General features: G+C 65.4%; 22 protein-coding genes. 19 read left to right on the top strand and 3 right to left on the bottom strand.

What is annotated here, in order from left to right:
• Positions 1-655: 655 nt before the first annotated feature.
• Genes ACZ45T_RS02225 through ACZ45T_RS02215 form a run of 3 tightly spaced genes read right to left on the bottom strand, consistent with a single transcriptional unit; the run spans position 656 to position 1,891 of the window.
• Positions 656-1,105, bottom strand: a complete 450-nt coding sequence (locus tag ACZ45T_RS02225) for a Pycsar system effector family protein (protein WP_468436529.1) — start codon at positions 1,103-1,105, stop codon at positions 656-658.
• Between the two features lie 3 nt (positions 1,106-1,108).
• Positions 1,109-1,414, bottom strand: coding sequence for a hypothetical protein (locus ACZ45T_RS02220; protein WP_468436527.1), 306 nt, complete (start codon positions 1,412-1,414; stop codon positions 1,109-1,111).
• 24 nt (positions 1,415-1,438) lie between these two features.
• On the bottom strand, positions 1,439-1,891 hold the full coding sequence (locus tag ACZ45T_RS02215; protein WP_468436525.1) for a hypothetical protein: 453 nt from the start codon (positions 1,889-1,891) through the stop codon (positions 1,439-1,441).
• A 347-nt stretch (positions 1,892-2,238) separates the two neighbouring features.
• On the opposite strand from ACZ45T_RS02215, the gene ACZ45T_RS02210 reads away from it, so the two are divergent.
• The 19 genes from ACZ45T_RS02210 to ACZ45T_RS02120 all read left to right on the top strand — a co-directional run bounded on the left by ACZ45T_RS02210 (position 2,239) and on the right by ACZ45T_RS02120 (position 18,715).
• Positions 2,239-2,793 (top strand): DNA cytosine methyltransferase, encoded by a 555-nt coding sequence (locus ACZ45T_RS02210; protein WP_468436523.1) that lies wholly within the window; start codon positions 2,239-2,241, stop codon positions 2,791-2,793.
• Between the two features lie 193 nt (positions 2,794-2,986).
• Positions 2,987-3,205 (top strand): hypothetical protein, encoded by a 219-nt coding sequence (locus ACZ45T_RS02205; protein WP_468436521.1) that lies wholly within the window; start codon positions 2,987-2,989, stop codon positions 3,203-3,205.
• The gene (locus tag ACZ45T_RS02200; RefSeq protein ID WP_468436519.1) at positions 3,206-3,520 is read left to right on the top strand and encodes an HNH endonuclease; all 315 of its coding nucleotides are present in this window, start codon (positions 3,206-3,208) and stop codon (positions 3,518-3,520) included.
• Positions 3,521-3,529: 9 nt separating this feature from the next.
• On the top strand, positions 3,530-3,754 hold the full coding sequence (locus tag ACZ45T_RS02195) for a hypothetical protein (RefSeq protein ID WP_468436517.1): 225 nt from the start codon (positions 3,530-3,532) through the stop codon (positions 3,752-3,754).
• Positions 3,754-4,182 (top strand): phage terminase small subunit, encoded by a 429-nt coding sequence (locus ACZ45T_RS02190; RefSeq protein ID WP_468436516.1) that lies wholly within the window; start codon positions 3,754-3,756, stop codon positions 4,180-4,182. Before ACZ45T_RS02195 ends, ACZ45T_RS02190 begins: the two co-directional genes overlap by 1 nt.
• Before the next feature lie 16 nt (positions 4,183-4,198).
• Complete coding sequence (locus ACZ45T_RS02185; RefSeq protein WP_468436514.1) at positions 4,199-5,860, top strand: terminase; 1,662 nt, start codon at positions 4,199-4,201, stop codon at positions 5,858-5,860.
• A gap of 31 nt (positions 5,861-5,891) precedes the next feature.
• Positions 5,892-7,313, top strand: coding sequence for a phage portal protein (locus ACZ45T_RS02180; RefSeq protein WP_468436512.1), 1,422 nt, complete (start codon positions 5,892-5,894; stop codon positions 7,311-7,313).
• The gene (locus ACZ45T_RS02175) at positions 7,310-8,410 is read left to right on the top strand and encodes a VG15 protein (RefSeq protein ID WP_468436510.1); all 1,101 of its coding nucleotides are present in this window, start codon (positions 7,310-7,312) and stop codon (positions 8,408-8,410) included. Before ACZ45T_RS02180 ends, ACZ45T_RS02175 begins: the two co-directional genes overlap by 4 nt.
• 1 nt (position 8,411) lies before the next feature.
• The gene (locus ACZ45T_RS02170) at positions 8,412-8,927 is read left to right on the top strand and encodes a hypothetical protein (protein WP_468436508.1); all 516 of its coding nucleotides are present in this window, start codon (positions 8,412-8,414) and stop codon (positions 8,925-8,927) included.
• A 75-nt stretch (positions 8,928-9,002) separates the two neighbouring features.
• A complete protein-coding gene (locus tag ACZ45T_RS02165) occupies positions 9,003-10,064 on the top strand; it encodes a hypothetical protein (RefSeq protein ID WP_399452085.1) in 1,062 nt (353 codons plus the stop codon).
• 38 nt (positions 10,065-10,102) lie between these two features.
• On the top strand, positions 10,103-10,597 hold the full coding sequence (locus tag ACZ45T_RS02160) for a hypothetical protein (RefSeq protein WP_468436506.1): 495 nt from the start codon (positions 10,103-10,105) through the stop codon (positions 10,595-10,597).
• Between the two features lie 32 nt (positions 10,598-10,629).
• Complete coding sequence (locus tag ACZ45T_RS02155) at positions 10,630-10,929, top strand: phage head completion protein (protein WP_468436504.1); 300 nt, start codon at positions 10,630-10,632, stop codon at positions 10,927-10,929.
• Positions 10,929-11,312 (top strand): DUF5403 family protein, encoded by a 384-nt coding sequence (locus tag ACZ45T_RS02150; RefSeq protein WP_468436502.1) that lies wholly within the window; start codon positions 10,929-10,931, stop codon positions 11,310-11,312. The genes ACZ45T_RS02155 and ACZ45T_RS02150 overlap by 1 nt, the downstream gene beginning before the upstream one ends.
• Positions 11,312-11,806 (top strand): hypothetical protein, encoded by a 495-nt coding sequence (locus ACZ45T_RS02145; protein WP_399452081.1) that lies wholly within the window; start codon positions 11,312-11,314, stop codon positions 11,804-11,806. The genes ACZ45T_RS02150 and ACZ45T_RS02145 overlap by 1 nt, the downstream gene beginning before the upstream one ends.
• A 77-nt stretch (positions 11,807-11,883) precedes the next feature.
• Positions 11,884-12,624 carry a phage tail tube protein gene (locus ACZ45T_RS02140; RefSeq protein ID WP_468436499.1) on the top strand — a complete coding sequence of 247 codons (741 nt, stop codon included), beginning with the start codon at positions 11,884-11,886 and terminating at the stop codon, positions 12,622-12,624.
• A 107-nt stretch (positions 12,625-12,731) separates the two neighbouring features.
• Positions 12,732-13,070, top strand: coding sequence for a phage tail assembly protein (locus ACZ45T_RS02135; RefSeq protein ID WP_468436497.1), 339 nt, complete (start codon positions 12,732-12,734; stop codon positions 13,068-13,070).
• 218 nt (positions 13,071-13,288) lie between these two features.
• Entirely contained in the window at positions 13,289-13,441 is a 153-nt protein-coding gene (locus ACZ45T_RS02130; protein WP_468436495.1) for a hypothetical protein, read from the top strand.
• A gap of 4 nt (positions 13,442-13,445) precedes the next feature.
• Positions 13,446-17,873, top strand: coding sequence for a phage tail protein (locus tag ACZ45T_RS02125; RefSeq protein WP_468436493.1), 4,428 nt, complete (start codon positions 13,446-13,448; stop codon positions 17,871-17,873).
• Positions 17,870-18,715: a phage tail family protein gene (locus ACZ45T_RS02120; RefSeq protein WP_468436491.1), complete on the top strand. Its 846-nt coding sequence runs from the start codon at positions 17,870-17,872 to the stop codon at positions 18,713-18,715. The genes ACZ45T_RS02125 and ACZ45T_RS02120 overlap by 4 nt, the downstream gene beginning before the upstream one ends.
• The last annotated feature ends 7 nt before the right edge of the window (positions 18,716-18,722 follow it).

Here is an 18,722-nt window from a genome sequence, read left to right as displayed (position 1 = left end):
TCAACTTTACACTATCCATCGTGTGGAGCTTCGCATTTGGCCTGGTCAGCGGTAGGCACTCCCATGTCCTACCGCCAGGACCCTTGGCCTGGCGATCTCCCGAACCGCAGTCCGTTCGATGTGGCTACATCTTAACACTATCCCCCGGCCTTCTCGCAACCCCCCTTGTGGGCTGCGGTTTTGCCGATCTGACGTGTCGTTCCGTCCACCCCGTTGCCGGTTCGTTCGGTGCGATGTGGCTACACCTTAACACGCTTCCCAGGGTGGGCCGCAACCGTGCCCGCTGTGAAGGGCTGGAGTCCTTAGCCTCTTACGCGTGTGCGTGTGCGCCCACTGTGCACCGGTATGGGGTGTATGCCCCGCTGTATGCAGGCTCAGCCCTTAAACCCCTATTCGCTGCTCACACGCTCTTACGCAATGAGATGCCCGTGGATACTCACAGTTGTGGATAGATTCCCTGCCTGCACCGACATGTGCGGGATGTCCATAATCGCGAGGCATGGTGCCAGGGGTGGGGGTATGACCCAGTCGGCGACGCTTTCCCGGCCGCCACGTCTTAGCAGCTCGGATTCCGCCACGGTTCCAAGGTCGACAAGGAAGGCCGGCAACCGCGCTCACCTGGGAGAACGGTCGCCGGTTACTGCAAGAGAACGAGCTATGCGACCAGAGCGGCGAGGAGCGCGAGCGCCAGAACGACTACAGAGCCAGCGGTGACGTGGATGGCCACGCGCAAGGCCGCGAACTTCCGGCGGGCGATCTGCGCCCGAACAACGAGCTGCGCGGTACGGCGGTCTGCGGCCAGGTCGGCAAGCACCTCATCCGCAGTGCAGTCAGCCCAGTGCAGGAACGAGCCCCGCGTCGCGTTGCCGATGTGGGGCCGAAGGACGAAGAGGGTCACAAGCATCGCGGCGACCATTCCCGCTACCGCGATCCCGGCGAGGGCAGTCCCGGCAGTTGGCATCTCGCGCCCCGGCAGTACAGCCACTAGGACGGCCAGGGGGATGCCGAGTGCTGAGAGCAGTGCCGACGCCTTGCTGTCGGTACGGGCGATCTCAGCAAGCACCTCGGCGTGGGCTCGGGCGAGCTGATCATCTGCGCTCTGCAACGCTCACCCCTCGACCCGGAGCGCCTGCCGGACCTTGCTCAGTCCTGCGGCCCTGATAAGCGGAGCGGTCCCGACTCGATACCCTTCCGGGCCGACGTTGATCACTGGGACGGGGTACGAACCACCCTCGGCCATTCGCAGTCCTTCTTCAGGGTCGAGACCGAGCACCTGCGATGCCTTGTCGAGGGTGACCGCGGGGGGCAACTCGTAGTCCTGTGCGGTGCCGTCGTGGTCGCCCCGCACGGCGAGGACTAGGTCGTCGAGGGGGTCGATGGCGGCTCGAACGATGGGCTGCTCACTGCTCGTCATACCTTCAGGGTAGCTACGGGACGGTTACTCTTTGTCGCCTTCGAGAATCTTCCGCGCCTCGTTGGGGACAAGCACGAAGCGCACGCGGTGCTCGATGTTCCGGTCGGACAGGCCGTCCCACTCCCTCGCCTCCCGCATCGCCTCGGCAAGCTCCTGCCGCTTCACGTCGTGGGCGAAGTCGGCGACCTGCGCCTCCTCGATCGCGCACTCAAGCGCGAGCGTCGGCCCATGAACCGGGGTCGGGTCCTCGATCTCCGCGTGCCGCCCGTCTTCGCTGTGCACTTCGACGACGGCAGGAAGTCCCTGGTACTCATCCGGAGCGGTCTCGTGCCAGCGGGCCAGGACCAGGCGGCCGAGGTCGTGAGCCGTGCCGCCCCACGTCGTCATCTCGCCCGAGTGGGCAGGCTTCTCCCAACCTTCGCCTGCGTTGGCTGCCGCCGGCACGCGAAGCGCGTACGCAAAGGTCGTCTCGTCCATGCCGCCGACTGTATAAGGCGCTCGCCCGCCTGAAGTACGTCTTCGCGTCTTCACGAAGGAGCGGCCGGTAGGCCGCCACAGGCGCTTGTTGTCTTCATGCTGTCCGCCCTCCGGGCGGCATCGCTCCTTCGTCGCTGTACTTCTCCGCCGTCGCCCTTCGGGCGCCGCCGAAGTGTGACGCAGGTCACCGGCTTTCGTCTTTCCGGAATCAAGATCAACTAGCGACTTATAAGTGTAAGTATGTAAGCCGCAAGCCTCGCGAGGCTTGAGCCCCTGGCGGGGCTCGCCAGCATGAAGACGCCTTGCGCATAAGCGAATTGCAGGCTTGGCCCCGGAGGGGCCAACTTGTGAAGGCGGAGTACGTAAGTACGTACTTCGTTCAGGGGGTCTGCTTGAAGATCCTCGAACTCTGCGCTGGGTACGGCGGCCTGGGCATGGCTGTAGCCCCCCTGGTCGACGGTCACGTGGCGTACGTCGCCGAGACCGCGCCAGGCCCGAGCGCAGTCCTCGCCGAAAGGCACCCGGACGCGCCGAACCTCGGTGACATCCGCGAGATCAACTGGACACAGCTCGTCGGCCTAGTCGACGTGATCACAGCAGGTTTCCCCTGCCAGGACATCTCGATTGCGGGGAACCGAGTTGGAATTCGAGGCACTCGCTCTGGAGTCTGGGTCAACGTCGTTGACGCGATTCGCGTCATTCGACCGAAGCTCGTCTTCCTGGAGAACGTCTCGAATCTCCGGACGCGCGGCCTCAACGTCGTCCTCGGTGACCTGGCCGAGATCGGGTACAGCGCGCGGTGGGTCTGCGTACGAGCTACCGCAGCTCAAGCCCCTCACCTCCGTGACCGGTGGTTCTGTATCGCGACCCCTGAAGACTCCGACCTCGAACCTGGGGTCTAACGGCGGCGCCCGGCCGCCTGCCGAACGCCGAGCTGGCGGCCACGGGCCGACCCTCGACGACGAGGTGTGCTACCTCCTCCCCTACTCGGAAGCGATCCGAGAAGGCCGGCAACCCGAGTCCGCGGTCGACGGTCAGCACTCCCCCTCCCACTGGTGGGGTGAGTACCTTCCGGCTATTCGTCAGTGGGAGGACGTGACCGGTCGCGCCGCTCCCCCGCCGACTGAGGTTGGCCGCAAGGGCGGCCCCAGGGTCACGGCCGAGTGGGTCGAGTGGCTGATGGGCCTCCCCCTCCACCACGTGACCGGCGTCCCCGGCCTGACGCGCGGACAGCAGCTCCAGATCCTCGGGAACGGTGTTGTCCCCCAGCAGGCGACCACGGCCTTCATGGCCCTCCTCGATCTGGGGGTGTAGATGCCGAACTGGGACGGCTCCGACCGGCGCGAAAGGTTGCCGGCGGACTGGCCGAAGATCCGACTTCGCGTCCTGCGCAGGGACGGAAACCGCTGCACTCACCGCGACCAGTACGGGGAGCGCTGCGAGGAACCGGCCACGGACGTGGACCACATCGTGCCTGGTGATGACCATCGAGAGACCAACCTACGAGCACTCTGCGGGTTTCATCACCAGGCCAAGTCCTCTCGCGAGGGAGCCCTCGCACTCGCGGCGCAGCGGCGTCGGATCGGCAAGCGCTTCAAGCGGACGGAGGCCCATCCGGGCCTCATGTAGGGGGTGGCCGTGTTCACTGCCGCATGGATCGGATGGATCGCCGCGTTCTGTGTGATCGAGGGCTTCGCCCTCTACCGCAAGCAGCCGGACGACACCTTGTCCGAGCACGTCTGGCGCTGGTTCCACACTGTGAAGGGCACCACTCCGGACCGGACGACCCGACTGCGGCGCTTCGCCCTGGTCGCGTTTATGGCCTGGCTCTCCGCCCACTTCCTGACGGGCGGGACGTTCTGATGCCCGGCCCCGTACCCAACCGCGAAGCCGACCTAGCCCGCCCACGCGAGCGCAAGGGCAGCGATGTCCAGCCCATAACGCGCGGCGTCGCGCGTCCCACGAAGGTGCCGAACGGCGACCGCTCTTGGCACCCGATCGCCAAGCGCCTGTGGGACTCCCTCAAGGAGTCCGGCCAGGCCGATTTTTATCAGGCGAGCGACTGGGCCCTGGCCTACTCCCTGTGCGAAGACCTTTCCTTCTACAAGAAGTCGGGGAAGCGATCGGGGCAGATGCTCCAGACGATCTACTCCGCCTTCGAGCGGCTTCTCGTCGCGGAGGGTGACAGGCGCCGCGTGCGCATCGAGCTGCACGAGCCCGTGCCCGAAGAGCAATCCGCGGCGGTCCTCGCAATCGCTGACTACAAGAAGGATCTCGGCCTCGAAGCCTGATCTCGGGGGGTGAGCCATGGCCGCGACGGCAGACCTCACTCCCGAAGAGATCGAGGCCCTGGAGCCCGAGTTCCACGGCCCGACCTGGCAGAAGGACGCGTTCGGACAGTGGAAGTTGCCGGCGCGCACGCTCGGCTGGCAGATCGCCGGATGGTGCGCCGAGTACCTGGACGGCGAGGGTTCCACCGACGACAGGCGCGTGCCCTGGAAGTTCACCAGGGAGCAGCTCCGGTTCCTCTTGTGGTGGTACGCCCTCGACGAGGAAGCCGAGTTCGTCTACCGCACGGGCGTCCTCCAGCGGCTCAAGGGCTGGGGCAAGGATCCGCTCCTCGCGGTCATCTCGCTCGTGGAGTTCGTCGGACCCTCGCGCTTCTCCCACTGGGACGAGAACGGCGAGCCGGTGGCCAAGCCGCACCCCCAGGCGTGGGTACAGGTGACCGCCGTCAGCCAGGAGCAGACGACGAACACCATGGGCTATCTGCCCGTCCTGATGTCCGAGAAGCTGATTTCGACCTACGGCATCAAGATGGGCGCCGAGCTGATCCGGGCCGACCGGGGGCGTAAGCGCCTTCAGGCCGTGACCAGCTCGTATCGTGCCATCGAGGGCAAGCGGACCACCTTCACCCTGCTCAACGAAACGCACCACTGGATCTTGGGCAACGGCGGCCACAAGATGTACGAGACCATCGACGGCAATGCCACGAAGATGGACTCTCGCTACCTGAGCATCACCAACGCCTTCATGCCTGGTGAGGACAGCGTCGCCGAGCGAATGCGCGAGGCGTACGAGAAGGTCCGAGCTGGCCTCGCGGCCGACGTTGCCGCGATGTACGACTCGATTGAGGCTCACCCGAAGACCCCGCTCACGGCCGAGGCCCTGCGGATCGTCATCCCGAAAATCCGGGGCGACGCCGTGTGGCTCAAGGTCGAGTCGATCATCAAGTCCGTTCTGAACCTGACGATCTCGGCCGCACGCTCGCGACGCATGTACCTGAACCAGATCGTCGCCGAAGAAGATGCCGTCTACGGCCCAGCGCAGTGGGACCCCTTGGGGGACAGCTCGCTCATGCTGAACCCCGGAGACGAGATCGTCCTCGGCTTCGACGGCGGCAAATCCGACGACGCGACTTCGCTGGTCGCTCTCCGCGTCTCCGACATGGCGGCCTTCCTGGTCGGCCTGTGGGAGAAGCCAGACGGCCCGTCCGGAAAGAGCTGGGAAGTGCCCCGCGTCGAGGTCGACTCGGCTGTGCACGACGCCTTCCGCATGTTCTCGGTGCAGGGCTACTACGCCGACGTGGCTCTCTGGGAGTCATACATCTCCGAGTGGGACGAGCAGTACGGCGAGGGCCTGGCGGTGCGGTCGCCACTCGGCAAAGACCGGATCGGCTGGGACATGCGGTCTTCACTGAAGTCCTCGACGATGGCTCACGAGCGCCTGATGCGCTCGATCTTCGACGGCAAGCTCCGTCACGACGGCGACCTCAAGCTCCGCCGGCACGTGCTCAACGCCCGGCGCCGGGTGAACAACTACGGCGTCAGCTTCGGCAAGGAGAGCCGGGAGTCGCCCAAGAAGGTCGACGCCTACGCCGCGCTGATGCTCGCGCACGAGGCCCTCGTCGATCTCCGAGCCCGCGGCAAGCGGGTCCGTAAGCGGACTGGCCGGGGCTTCTTCCTCTAACGATGTAAACATTGAACACGGGTGGTGAACCATGGCTGACTCCACGCCTGCCGCCCTCGCGGTGCAGCTCCTCGCCATCCTCGGCAGGGACAAGGACCGGCTGACCCGGATCGACGACTACCTTCACGGGCGGCACGACGATCCGTACATGCCGACGATGGCGGACGACGAGTACCGGCTCCTCGCAAAGCGGGCCGTCTCCAACTGGGCCCCGCTCATGGTCAACACACCGAGCCAGGCCCTGTACGTGGACGGTTTCCGCGCGGGCGACGACGCGAACCAGGGCGCGGCAACAGACCTCGCGTCCCCGCAGTGGCGGCACTGGCAGCGGTCCCGCCTCGACGCCCGCCAGTCGGCGATCTACAAGGGCGCACTCGCGTACGGCCACTCGTTCACGCTGACCGAGCGGGTCAAGGGCGTGGTCCTGACGAAGGGCCTGTCCGCGCTCAGGACCAGCGCACTCTACGAGGACCCGGCCAACGACGACACCCCATACGCGTCCCTGACCGTGGTCACCTGGCCTGCCGGCGAGAAGCCCGGCCGGGCCCGCATGTGGGATGGCCGCTTCGAGTACGCGGTGACCTTCAAGAGCCTGGACGACAGCAACGGCGTGAGGGTCGGCAAGGGCAAGCTCCACGGTGCGACCGAGTGCCCCGTGACCAGGTTCGCGGCCTCCGTCGACCTCGAAGGCCGGACGGTCGGCGTGATCGAGCCGATGATCCCGCTGCAAAACCGGATCAATCAAACCCTGTTCGATCTTCTCGTTGCTCAGACCTACGCCTCGGTGAAGGTGCGGACGGCGACGGGCATGGCCCCGCCGGTCCAGCGTGACCCCGAGACGGGTGAGGTCGTCTATGACGAGCAGGGCAACCCAATCCCCCTGCCGATCAACCACAACGCGAAGAGGTTCCTGTTCGCCGAGGACCCGGACGTGAAGTTCGGCTCGCTGGACGAGACCCCACTCGGCGGGTTCATTGAGTCGGTCGACATGAGCATCCGCCACCTGAGCGCCGTCGCCCAGGTCCCGCCGCACGTGCTGCTGGGCCAGATCGCAAACTTGAGCGCGGAGGCGCTCCAGGCCGCTGAGATTTCTCTCTCGCGGCGGGTGCAGGAGTTTCGGACGGCGTTCGGTGAAGCCTGGGAACGTGTCTTCCGCCTGGCGGCCGAACTTGAGGCGCTGCCGGCGGCCGATGACTTTTCTGGTGAGGTTCTCTGGCGTGACATGGAGCAGCGCTCCCTTGCACAGGCCGCTGACGCGCTGGGCAAGCTGCGTGAGCAGCTCGGTATCCCGGCAAGGGGCTTGTGGAAGCGCGTTCCGAACGTCACCCAGAACGAGCTTGATGAGTGGGACGAGCTTGCCGAGGACGAAGATTCGGTGGGCCAGCTCGCCTCCGCCCTGACGCGGGCGACTGCTGAACCAGTTGCCGCGGAGCCGCTTGCGGTGGCAGCGTGACGCGCACAACGAGGCAGGTCGAGACCGACGAGGTCTCGGCCGCCTTCCATGTCGCGCTCACCCAGATCGGAGCGCAGACCACAGCTGAGGCGATGGCCCTGTGGGCAGATGTTCCGGTCGACCGGCGGGCGGCTACGGCCGGATCCTGGCTACGCCGGGCCATCACCCTCGTCATGGGGCGGCGCCGCCAGTCACGCGACCTTGCACGGGCCTACTACCGGCTCGCTCGTGCACTCCAGACCGGGAAGACGACGGCCGACCCCTATCACCCTGAGCCCACATATGTGACCCTTGCCGATCTTCGGCGGGAGTTCGCGGAGCTTGCAGGAACCTACAGTCCGCCGGTTGAACCGGTGGGTGAGGCTGCGACCGTCGAGGACGGGGAAGCCTCGCCCGCCCCGGTCGCTGAAGAGGGCCACGAAGATGAGCAGGGCCAGGCGCCCGGCAGTCGCCCCGGCCCCGACAGCGACGACCAGGAGGACGAGCCCGACTGGGACCGCATTCTCGTTGAGGAGCTGGAAGGGCTCCGTGAAGAAGAGGAGCGGATCGAGCGGGAGGCCGAGGCTGAGCTTCGGATCGTGCTCGAAGCCCTCGGCCCCACGAACCTCGACCGCCGGCTGACCGTCGAAGACGCCGACCCAGATGAAGCCCACCGCCAGGCGGGATCCCAGCAGGCCGCAGCCGCAAGCCGTGTCGCAATGAACGGCGGCCGGTCAACAAACTGGTCGCACATGACCCGCGACCGGCGAGCCCTCGGCTACGTACGCCTCTCACGCACGGGAACCCCGTGCGGCTGGTGCGCCATGTTGATCAGCCGGGGCCCGGTCTACAAGTCGCGCGAGTCCGCCACATTCAACGATGGCGACCGCTACCACGATCGCTGTCACTGCTACGCGATGCCGGTCTGGACCCGGGATCGGTACCAGTCGAGCGCGCTGACCGCCCTGTCTCGGCAGTACGAAGCCCTGTGGCCAAAGGTCACGAAGGGCCACACCGGCAAGGACGCGGTGAGCATCTGGCGCCGGTTTATCCGCACCAAGCAGAGAGCCGCAGCCCAGGAGGCGCGGCCCCCCACCGACACGACCCCGGAGGCGTGACGTGCCCGAAGAGAAGCCCGATGAGACCCTTCCGACCGTTGAGCCTGCATCCGGCCAGGAACTGAACGAAGAGCAGAAGCCGGACGACAAGGCCGGTGCCGGCGGGCAGCCCGGCCCGGAAGACGAGCTGCCCGACTGGGCCCGGAAGGAGCTGGCCAAGGTCCGCGGCGAGGCAGCCGGTTACCGGACCCGCCTGCGGGACGCCGAGACAAAACTGTCCGGGGCCCGGGGGCCGGAGGAGTTCGAGGCCGCCCTCGCTGACGTGAAGGCGAAGAACGCAGAGCTGGAGCACTCGCTCGTCGTCGCCACCGTGGCCCGCAAGTTCGACCTGCCCGAGGTGCTGGCCGCGCGGCTGCGCGGCACAACCCCCCAGGAGCTGGAGGCCGACGCCAAGGCACTTCAGTCGCTCCTCGCCCCCCAGTCCCCGCCTGCTCTCGGTGGCGGCCTGGACCCGTCCGACGAGGACGACGGAGAGATGGACCCGCGCAAGCTCGCGCGACGCACGCGGCGCTTCTAGCGCTCTGATGCACCCCTTACTCAACCCCCGCGCTGACCGGCCGGGGGTTTTCTCATGCCCCCGGAGGTTCCACCCTTGCCCACCACGCAGCACCAGGTAGTCAAGCCGCAGAAGCTCGTAAACGCGGCTGTCGGAATGCTGGAGCAGGAGCTTCTCATTCCCAACCTGTTCACCAAGCAGGGCGTCGATCAGTTCAAGGGCGCCGAGAACGACACGATCTCCATGAAGGTCGAAGGCATCCTGCCCTTCCACGACTACGCGTGGCGCAACGACCGCTCCAGCCCGATCGTCTTCGATCAGTACGCGGAGCGGACCCTCGCAGTGACCTTCGGCGGGAACGTGTACAGCGCCGTGAAGCTCACCGACGAACAGAATGACTTTGACATCGACAACTGGAGCAAACTGCTTCGGCCGCAGTCGAAGGCGATTGCGCGTGGCCTCCAGCGCCGGGCGGTAAACATGCTGACCAGCCAGGCGTACAACGTCACCATCGGCAACGCCGGTCAGGCCCTTCGAGGTGCCCTCATCGAGGCCCGGCGCGTGCTCAACGCCTTCCATGCCCCACGGGAAGGCCGCTACCTCCTGGTCGGCACCGAGTTCGAGTCAGCGCTCCTGAGCGACGAAAAGCTCACCCTGGCGCAGAACGTCGGCGACTCCGAAGCCGAGACCGCGCTCCGCACCGCTTCGATCGGCCAGCGCTTCGGCTTCAACATCGTCGTCGACCAGACCATCCCGGCGGATGCGGCCTACGCCTTCGCCTCGTCCGGCTTCATCTTCCTCTCCGGCGCGCCGAGCGTGCCGCAGTCGGTCCCGTACGGCGCGACCACCTCGTTCGAGTCGATCGCCCTGCGGTGGGTCCGCGACTACGACCCGCTGTACATGCAGGACCGATCCGTCGTGAACACTTACGCCGGCTTCCGCAGCGTGCCTGACGTGCTGGTCGGCTGGGACAAGGTCAACGAGAAGGAAATCGTCTCCACCCAGGAGCACTTCGTGCGCGGCATCAAGCTGACCCTCGACGGCAAGTCGGATTACCCGGCTGCGGCGTCCGAGCTGGCCGTGATCACCGGCGTCTCCGACGCGAAGGTGTGGACCCCCACCGGCTACAAGGCCGAGGCCGATCCGGCCAACGCCTAACAAGCAGGCAGCCATGTAAACATGTAACACATGAGTGCATGGCTGCCGCCCCCTCGGCGGAAGGAGACACCCTGGCGTACGCCGCCCTGAACGAACTCAAGGACCGCCTCGACTGGGATCTCGACCCCGATGAACTGCGCATCGCAGCGGGGGCCCTGGAGGACGCATCGGACCTCGCGGCCACCTACGGTCGCGACTGGCCCGAGGCGTCTCTGCCCCGGCTCGTCCGCACTCTGGTCCTGAAGGCCGCAGCGAGATACATGCGCAATCCGAACGGCTACACGCAGAGCCGAGCCGGGGACGAGACGCTCGCCTGGTCGGATGCCCACGGCCGGGACGCGGGCAGCGTGTACTTCACGCGTGAGGAGATCCGGCTCCTGGAAGAGCTTGCCGGCCGTAAGCGCGGCATCACCAGCGTGGCCGTCTCCGCCTGGGGCACAAAGCCGCAGCGGGCGGACGCCAGCGGGCTTGTCCCCGTTGATTTCTCCCCCGCGTCGCCCTTTCCGATGTTCGGGAATGAGGGCCCCTGGTGAGCGTGCAGCGCAGACGAGGTCAGACTGCGCGCGTGTGGCGGACGACCGAGACCGTCGACCGGCGAGGCAACAAGGTCATCGCCATAGACGAGGACAGCGCCGTCACGGTGAAGGCCGCGTTCATTCCGCAGCGTTCCGGGAAGGCTGAGGTACCCGGCCAGCAGCAGATCAACGTCGTCCGCATGGTCGTTGACCCCCACATTGAGGGTGTGACCCTGTGGTCCCGCGTCGAGTACCAGGGCCGCACATGGGACATCGTGTCGCCACCCGCCTACCACCACGGTGACCGCCGCACGCGGCACTGGTCGATCGACATTCGGGAGCGGCCCTGATGGCGAAGATCGAAGGCAAGGTGGGCCGCCTCAAGCTGGAGAAGTACATCGCGACCCTGCCCGGCGTGCAGGACGCGCTCGACGAGGCTCGGTTCGAGATCGCAGCACGGGCCGAGGCCCTGCTTCTCCAGCACCGCCAAGAAGGCCATGCCTCCATCGACGTGGTGGACGGCGCTGTCGACAAGTACGTGGTCCTGGACGACGAGCGCGGCAAGAAGGCCGCCCTGTCGATCGAGTACGGCCGTGCCGAGCAGTTCATTGTCCGCAAGGACAAGAACGGTCAGACCTATCTCGACATCATCCCGGCGGCTGACGGCCTGTTCATCCTGGCCCGTGCCGCGAACCTCCCCAAGAAGAGGAAGGGGAAGGTGCACCTCGACTGATGGCAGGACTCCCCGACCACATCAAGGCCATGGCCGAGCTGTCCCCTGTCGAGGATCTCCTTCTCGCCGTCCTGCGCGAGGGCCTGCCCGGCGTGCGGGTCAAGTCACTGGTCGACCTGCACGAGGAGTTCCCTCTCGTCCTGGTACGCCGTGACCCGACCTGGGGTGAATGGCAAGGCGACACCCGGTTTACGGACGCCGCCCGCGTCGTCATCAACTGCTTCGTTCCGGATCCCAACGGAGACGAAGAGGCCGCGATTCTCAGCGAAGCCGTTCGTGTCGTCCTGCGCAATGCCTGGCTGAATCAGAAGGTCTATCCCCGCAGGGGTCACATCATCCGCGTGGACATGAATTCCGCGCCGAGACGGGCGACTGACTGGGCAACAGCGACAGGCCCAGTGCAATACGCGGACCTCCCAACCGGGGTATGGCGTTACGAGTCGATCTACGACGTGCACATCCGCAAGCCGCGGACCCGCCCATACGCCCCCTGACAGATTTCATCACGCACGGCCCGGCCCTCCCCCAGAGCGCCGGGCCGTTTCGTGTGCGCGAGTAAGGACTCACCCTCTTGGCAATAAACGACCTGGCCACCCTAGTTGTAGGCAGCGGCAACTATTTGACCGCACCCGTTGGCACAACGATGCCGGCGGACCTTCTGACCCCACTCAGCCCCTGGCAGAATATCGGTCACACCAGCCTCGAAGATATCTTCGGCATTACGTCCGAGGGTGGCGAGGCAACCACGATTGGAAGCCTTCAGAACAAGTCTCTCCGGACGAAGTACAGTGCACGGACAGAGACCATGACTTTCACCCTGCAACAGTTTGATACCGCTGGGCTGAAGCTCTACTTCGGCTCTAACGCGCCGATTCTCCCGGATGGCTCTGTCGGTGTTCCGACCAACCCTGAGCCGACACAGTCTGCATTCCTTGCGGTATTCGTGGACGGCGATAACCATTTCGCCTTCTACGCTCCTCGCTCGGAAATCTACCGTGCTGACGACATGGCGATCTCGGATACCGAGTCTCTCGCCGGACTGCCGATCGGCGTCAAGCCAATGGTCTACGGCACCAACACGTGGACGTACGCGATTACGCCCCTGGGCGGGGTCCTAGCTACCGGCGCGACTGCCGGCACTCCGGGTTCCTTCACGCCGGACGGCTCTGTCGTCCCGGCCAACCTGGCTGCCATGGCCGGTGTGACCGCGGCTCCCACCACGAAGTGGACGACCGGTCAGCACCTGGTTCTCGGCGACGCCTCGAAGGCGTACTGGAACGCGACGGCCTGGGTCGCCGGCACCGCCACCTGACCTCCCCCTGCTTCCGGCGCGGGCGCATTGCGGACCCGCTCGCGCCGGACCTTCTTCCTTCGGTCCGCTCCCCCCTTTCCGTTTTCTCTCTGGAGGTCCGCAACCCCATGGCTTCTTACTCTCTCGACGATATCCGTGCCGCTGCGGAGCGCAAGTACGGCAGTACCGATATTCAGATCGGCGACGAAACAGTGCGGCTTCTCAACCCGCTGCGCCTGCCTAAGGCACGGCGCGATGCGCTGATGTCCCTTCAGGAGCAGATGGGCAAGGAGGACTCCGACCAGGCCGAGCTTCTGTCGGAGGCAATCCTCACCATCGCCGCTTCCGAGAAGGCCGCTCAGAGCCTCCTCGACGAAGTAGACGGCGACCTCGCGATCCTCGCGGAAATCTTCGGCCACTACGGCGAGAGCACTCAGGTGGGGGAAGCCTCGGCCTCGCAGGACTGATCGACGAATACGGCGAGGGCCTCTATCCGGACCTGCTTTTTCACTTCGGCGTTGACTTGTCCGAGGTGATCGCAGGCCGGGGCCCCTCTCCCGCGCTCGTCCTTCTGCTTGTGCAGAGGCTCCCCGATACCTGCCTCACGGTTGCCCTTGCGTCTGGCGGCCGTGAGCATTTCGGCTGGGGACAGGACCGGCATTTGTCGGCTGACCTCTTCGACGCAATGAATCAAAACACCCGCGCTACCGGCCAATGGGGCAAGGGCAAAGCCCCGAAGATCCCGCAGTACCCGAGACCGCAGGCGAAGAAGGCCGAGAAGAAGGCCCGGAAGCCGCGGTCGGTCGCGGAGATTTACAAGCACTTCCAGCGGAGGTAAGCCGGTGTCGGATACTCAGATTGTCGGCCGCGTCGCGGTCAAGGTGATGCCGGACACCTCAGGCTTCAAGGAAGACCTGAAGAAGAAGCTCGAAAAGATCGAGAACGATCTCGCGATCACCATCCGCACGAAGGCTGATGCGACCGGTGCCCGCAAGGATGTCCTCGAAGCGGTCCGGGCCATCAACTCCGACAACAAGAAGACCGACACCCGCAAGATCCGCTTCTACACGAAGCTCGACCTGGCCGGGATGTCCGGCGAGGTGACCCGGGCGGTACGCGAGTACCAGTCCCGCGCCAACCAGCACCGGGTCGCCTTCTCCGCCACCGGCCGTCAGGTCGTGCAGGAGGCCCGCAGGACCCAGCGGCAGGCGCAGGCCGAGCTGTCCGATCTCCGCATCGGCGTGAACCTCGACAACCAGGGCTCTGTCCTGGCGGCCATCGGCCGGGTCCGGTCCGCCCTCGTGGCGATCGGTGAGACCGAGATCGACATCGACCTGAACGAGTCGAGCCTGAACGCCGCGATCGACTTGTTCGAGGAACGCCTCGACGAGATCGGGCACATCAAGCTCCAGGTCGACCAGGAGAGCGAGTCATCGGTCAAGGCCGCAGTGGCCGCGATCGACCGCGAGCTGGAGCGCCTCGCCGAGACCGAGCTGAAGGTCGCCCTCGACCGCGACTCCCTGGAAGAGGCGAAGCGCAACCTCGTCGCGGGTTCCCGCGCGGCGGCTCTCCAGGCTGCCGGCGAAATTCAGGACCAGCTCGACGGCATCCAGATCCGCCCCGAACTGGACGAGCAGAAGGTCGCCCAGGTCAAGCGGCAGCTCGAAGCTTCCTTCGAGCAGATGCGCAACCTCAGGGCGCAGATCAGCCCGGAACTGGACGCTCTCGCCAAGCGCAAGGTCGAACGCGACATCGACGACCTGCAAGACAAGATCGACAAGCTGAAGTCGGAGATCGAACCCGAGGTCTCACGTACCGGCATCATGGCCGTCCTCGCGCACATGGCGGTTCTCACCCGCAACCGCGTCGCCGACATCATTCCGAAGGTCAATGCCTCCGCGGCGGCCACGGCCGCTGCGATGCTGCGGGCCTTGAGCGGCGCCCGCGTGCTCGGGGACGTGTTCGAGCGGCTGGGCCGCATGATCCGCAACCTCGACAAGTCGGCGCCGATCATCGGCACCCTGTCGACCGCGATAGCGGGCCTCGCTGGGTGGGGCATCACCGCGGCCAGCAACCTCTTCACGATGTCCGCCTCGCTCGCGCAGATCGGGGCAACCTCCCTCGCCCTGCCGGGAATTCTCGGCGGAATGGCGATCGGCATTGGTGCCACGGTCGCCGCCTTCAAGGACTTCAACAAGATCCTGCCTGGCGTCAAGGGACAGCTCTCCTCCCTTCAGGACCTGATCAGCGAGAAGTTCTGGGCCGAGGCGAAGAAACCGATCAGGGAATTGATCGACACCGTCATGCCGGAGCTGACGGCAGGCTTCAAGGCGACCTCGACCCAGCTCGGCCAGTTCTTCGGCGGCTTCGCCGACTCCCTGAAGGGCAGCCTCGCCCCCGCCCTCGGCGGCATGTTCAGCGACCTGTCCAAGTCGATCGACATCGCCACAACCGGCACGGGCGCCTTCGCCAACATCATCAAGGTCTTGGGCGAAGTCGGAGCTGGCTACCTCCCCCAGCTCGCGCAGTGGTTCGTGAACGTTGCCACGAAGGCATCGAACTGGCTCAACACGAAGGGCGAGTCCGGGCTCCGCGAGGAGATCGACGCGGGCGTCCAGGCGCTCAAGGATCTCGGCGGCGTCCTCATGGAGACGGGCGGCATCCTCGCCGGCATCTCCAGGGCAGCCGCCGAGGCTGGCGGCTCCACTCTCGGCATGATCCGGCAGACCCTTGCTGGGGTCCATGAGGCCGTCGACAGCAGCGGAGTACAGGCCAAGCTGGTCAGCCTGTTCACGGCAGCCCACGAAGCGATGTCCAACATGGCGTCGCAGGGCGGCGCGGAAGTGAAAGCCTTCTTCGGCCAATTCGTCGGCCTGCTGACGCAGATCCTTCCTCAGGTCGGCACCATCCTTGGCATCGCGGTGGGCGCTATCGCAGGCGCACTGAACCAGCCCGAGGTATTCGCTGGTGTCTACGCGCTTTTCGATGGAATCCAGACCGCGGTAACCGCCCTCGCTCCTGCGATGGCTCCCCTCGGTGTTGCCTTCGGGTCAATTCTCACCCTGGTTTCCTCTTTCCTTTCCATGCTCGGCCCGCTGGTAGCGGCTGTTCTCATGCCGCTTTCAGAGGCATTTTCGACGCTGGCTCCAGCAATCGAGCCTTTGATCGGACTGCTGGGCGAAGGGCTGATGGGGATTGTCGCCGCGCTTGCGCCGCTCATCATGACGGTGGTCGAAGCGTGCGCGCCGCTTATCGAGGCACTCGTTGCCGGGCTCGCCCCGATTATTCCGCTGATTTCAGAAGCACTCGCCGCAATGTCGGCTGCACTACAGCCAGTAATCGAAATCCTGATGCAGATTTTGACTGCTGCGATTCTCCCCCTGATTCCAGTGGTGCAGTCATTGGCCGCCGAATATCTGCCTCTGATTTCAGAAGCCTTTTCCGCAGTCATGGAGGCCATCCAGCCCTTCCTGAATGCACTGCTCGAAATCGTGAATTTCCTGATGCCAGTGCTGGCGCCGGCCATCGAGTTCATCGCTGGCCTGTTCCTCGGCTCCCTGGTCGGGGCGATCAACGGCGTGGCCGATGTCTTCAATGGCCTCTGGAGCGTCTTCAAGGGCGTCTGGGACATGATCGTCGGCTATTTCAAGGTGATCATCGGCATCTTCGTCGGCTCCATCACGGGCGACTGGAGCATGTTCGATGAGGGGCTGAAGCAGCTCTGGAACGGAATCAAGTCGTTCCTGTCAGGACTCTGGGACACCATCAAGGGTCTGTTCCTGGTCTTCATGAACATCGGAATCCTGGGTGTCGGCAAGAAGATTCTGACTGGGATCAAGTCCCTCTGGGATAACATCTGGAACGGCCTGAAGTCTTCTGCATCGGGACTCTGGAGTTCCATTCGGACGAACTTCTCAAGCTTCATGGCAGCCATGAAGGAGACGCCCGGGGCAGCCCTCCGGTCGATTCAGAAATTCTTCTCCGACACGTGGACGAACATCAAGTCTGCGGCCGGTGAAGCGTGGGAGGCGGTCAAGAGGGTCTTCTCTCAGAAAGTGGCTGACTGCGTCCGATCCGTCAGCGAACTCCCTCAGAACGTGAAGCAGATATTCGGCGACGCAAAGACCCTCCTGATGGACGCGGGCCGGAAAATCATCACTGGCCTGATTGACGGACTCAAGAGCATGATCGGCTCCGTCAAGAGCACCCTCGGTGACCTCACGAGCAAAATCAAGGACTGGAAGGGTCCGGCGCCCAAGGATGCCGTGCTCCTCTACAACGCTGGCCGGCTCATCATCCAAGGTCTGGTCAAGGGTCTGGAGTCCCAGTACGACAAGGTGAAGCAGTCCCTTAATGATCTGACTGCGAAGATCCCGGCCACCGCATCGAAGGGCCTGAAGGACCGGATCGGCCAGGACCGTGCGGCCCTGCTCAAGCTGGCCGCCCAGTGGGAGGCCGGATCGAAGCGGCTCGAAGCAGCGCAGGACAAGCTCGACAGGCTGCGCGAGGAGGCGAGCCGCTATGCGCAGTCGATCGCGGACAAGGTCATCAGCACGGGCGATGTCACGAAGATCGACGACGAGTCGTTCACCGGGATCTCGTCCGGCCTGAAGAACGCGGTTGAGCAGGCGAAGAAGTTTGCCGACGTGCTGAAGAGGCTGAAGACCCTGGGCCTCAACGCCGAGACCTTCGACCAGATCGCAACCGCGGGCCCGGAGGCAGGGCTTGCTGCGGCCGAGGCCATCGCCAATGCCGGCGCATCCGGCGTTGCCGAGATCAACGCCTTGCAGAAGGAGCTGGAGAAGTATGCGGGCAAGGCGGGGTCCACCGCCTCGCACCACATGTACGACGCGGGGGTCAGGGCAGCCGAGGGGCTCGTGAAGGGCCTGGAGGCGCAGCAGGGTGCGATCGAAGCCCAGATGCTCAAGATCGCGGACGCGATGGTCAAGGCCATCAAGCAGGCCCTCGGCATTCACAGCCCGTCGCGGCTCTTCAGGAAGCTCGGCTCTTTCGTCGGCAAGGGTTTCGGCCTGGGTGTCGAGGACGGGCGGGGGCGCGTTGAGCGCGCCACCAACGCGCTCGCGTCGAGTGCGACCTCCGGGGCGTCCCGCGAGATCACGGCCGCCGTCTCCGGCGGTCTGGCGGCGGCCGACTCCGGCCGGTCCGTGACGAAGGTCTTGAACTACTACGCGGGTTCTGCCGGCAGTTCCCTCTCTTCGGAGGAGGAGCTGTTCGCGGCTGCCTCGCGGGCAAGGATGGTTGGCTGGTGAAGCTCGAACTGGCTTCGGCCTCAGACAGGCTGGACCTGGACGGCTTCGAGAAGAATGGGCTGGGGTTTCAGGCCCTCGCCGGGATAACCGGCTTGGGCCTGCCCCGCCTGTCCGTTCAGTGGCTCGAAGGCGCGGGAGACGGCGCCACCTATCGTGGGCGGCGCGTCCTTCCCCGCGACATCGACATCCCCCTCGACATCGTGGGGCGCGACCGGGTGCACCTCGCCGAGCTGGTGAACCGGCTCGCGAGGGCGCTCGCCGCGGAATGCACCCTCACGTACATCGACGCCGAAGGCGCGCGCTGGTCCACCCCCGTCCACTGGGCGGGCGGAGGAGATATCGACCCGGGCTCTGGCGAACGGGACGTACAGACCGTGATCACGCTGCGGGCACCGAACCCATACTTCATGGCCGAGGCCGCACAGACAGTCTCGATCGGCGGCGCCACGGCAGGCGCATTCCTCTCGTCCCTGTCGTCGATGCCGCTCGCATCGTCACAGGCGATCGGTGAAGTGCAACTCTCCAACGAGGGCGACGTTCCCTCATACCCCGTCTGGGAGGTGACGGGCCCAGGCGAGAACTTCAAGGCAATCAGCCCCAAGGGCGAAGTACTTCACTGGACGGGAACGATTGTCGCCGGCAAGAAGCTGATCATCGACATGGGCACCGGCAGCGTTCTTGACGAGGTGACTGGAGCGAACTGGTACCGGTACCTCGCGCCCGCTCCTAGTTTCTGGTCTGTGCCGCCAGGGACCTCGACGGTGACGGCCTCTCTCCTGAACACCACCTCCGCCTCGCGGATCGTGTGCTCCTGGCGTCCCCGAAAGTGGGTGGTGATCTAGTGAGGCA

It is taken from the genome of Streptomyces sp. NPDC030995 (assembly GCF_055571215.1).
This window is presented reverse-complemented; position numbering and strand designations above follow the sequence as displayed.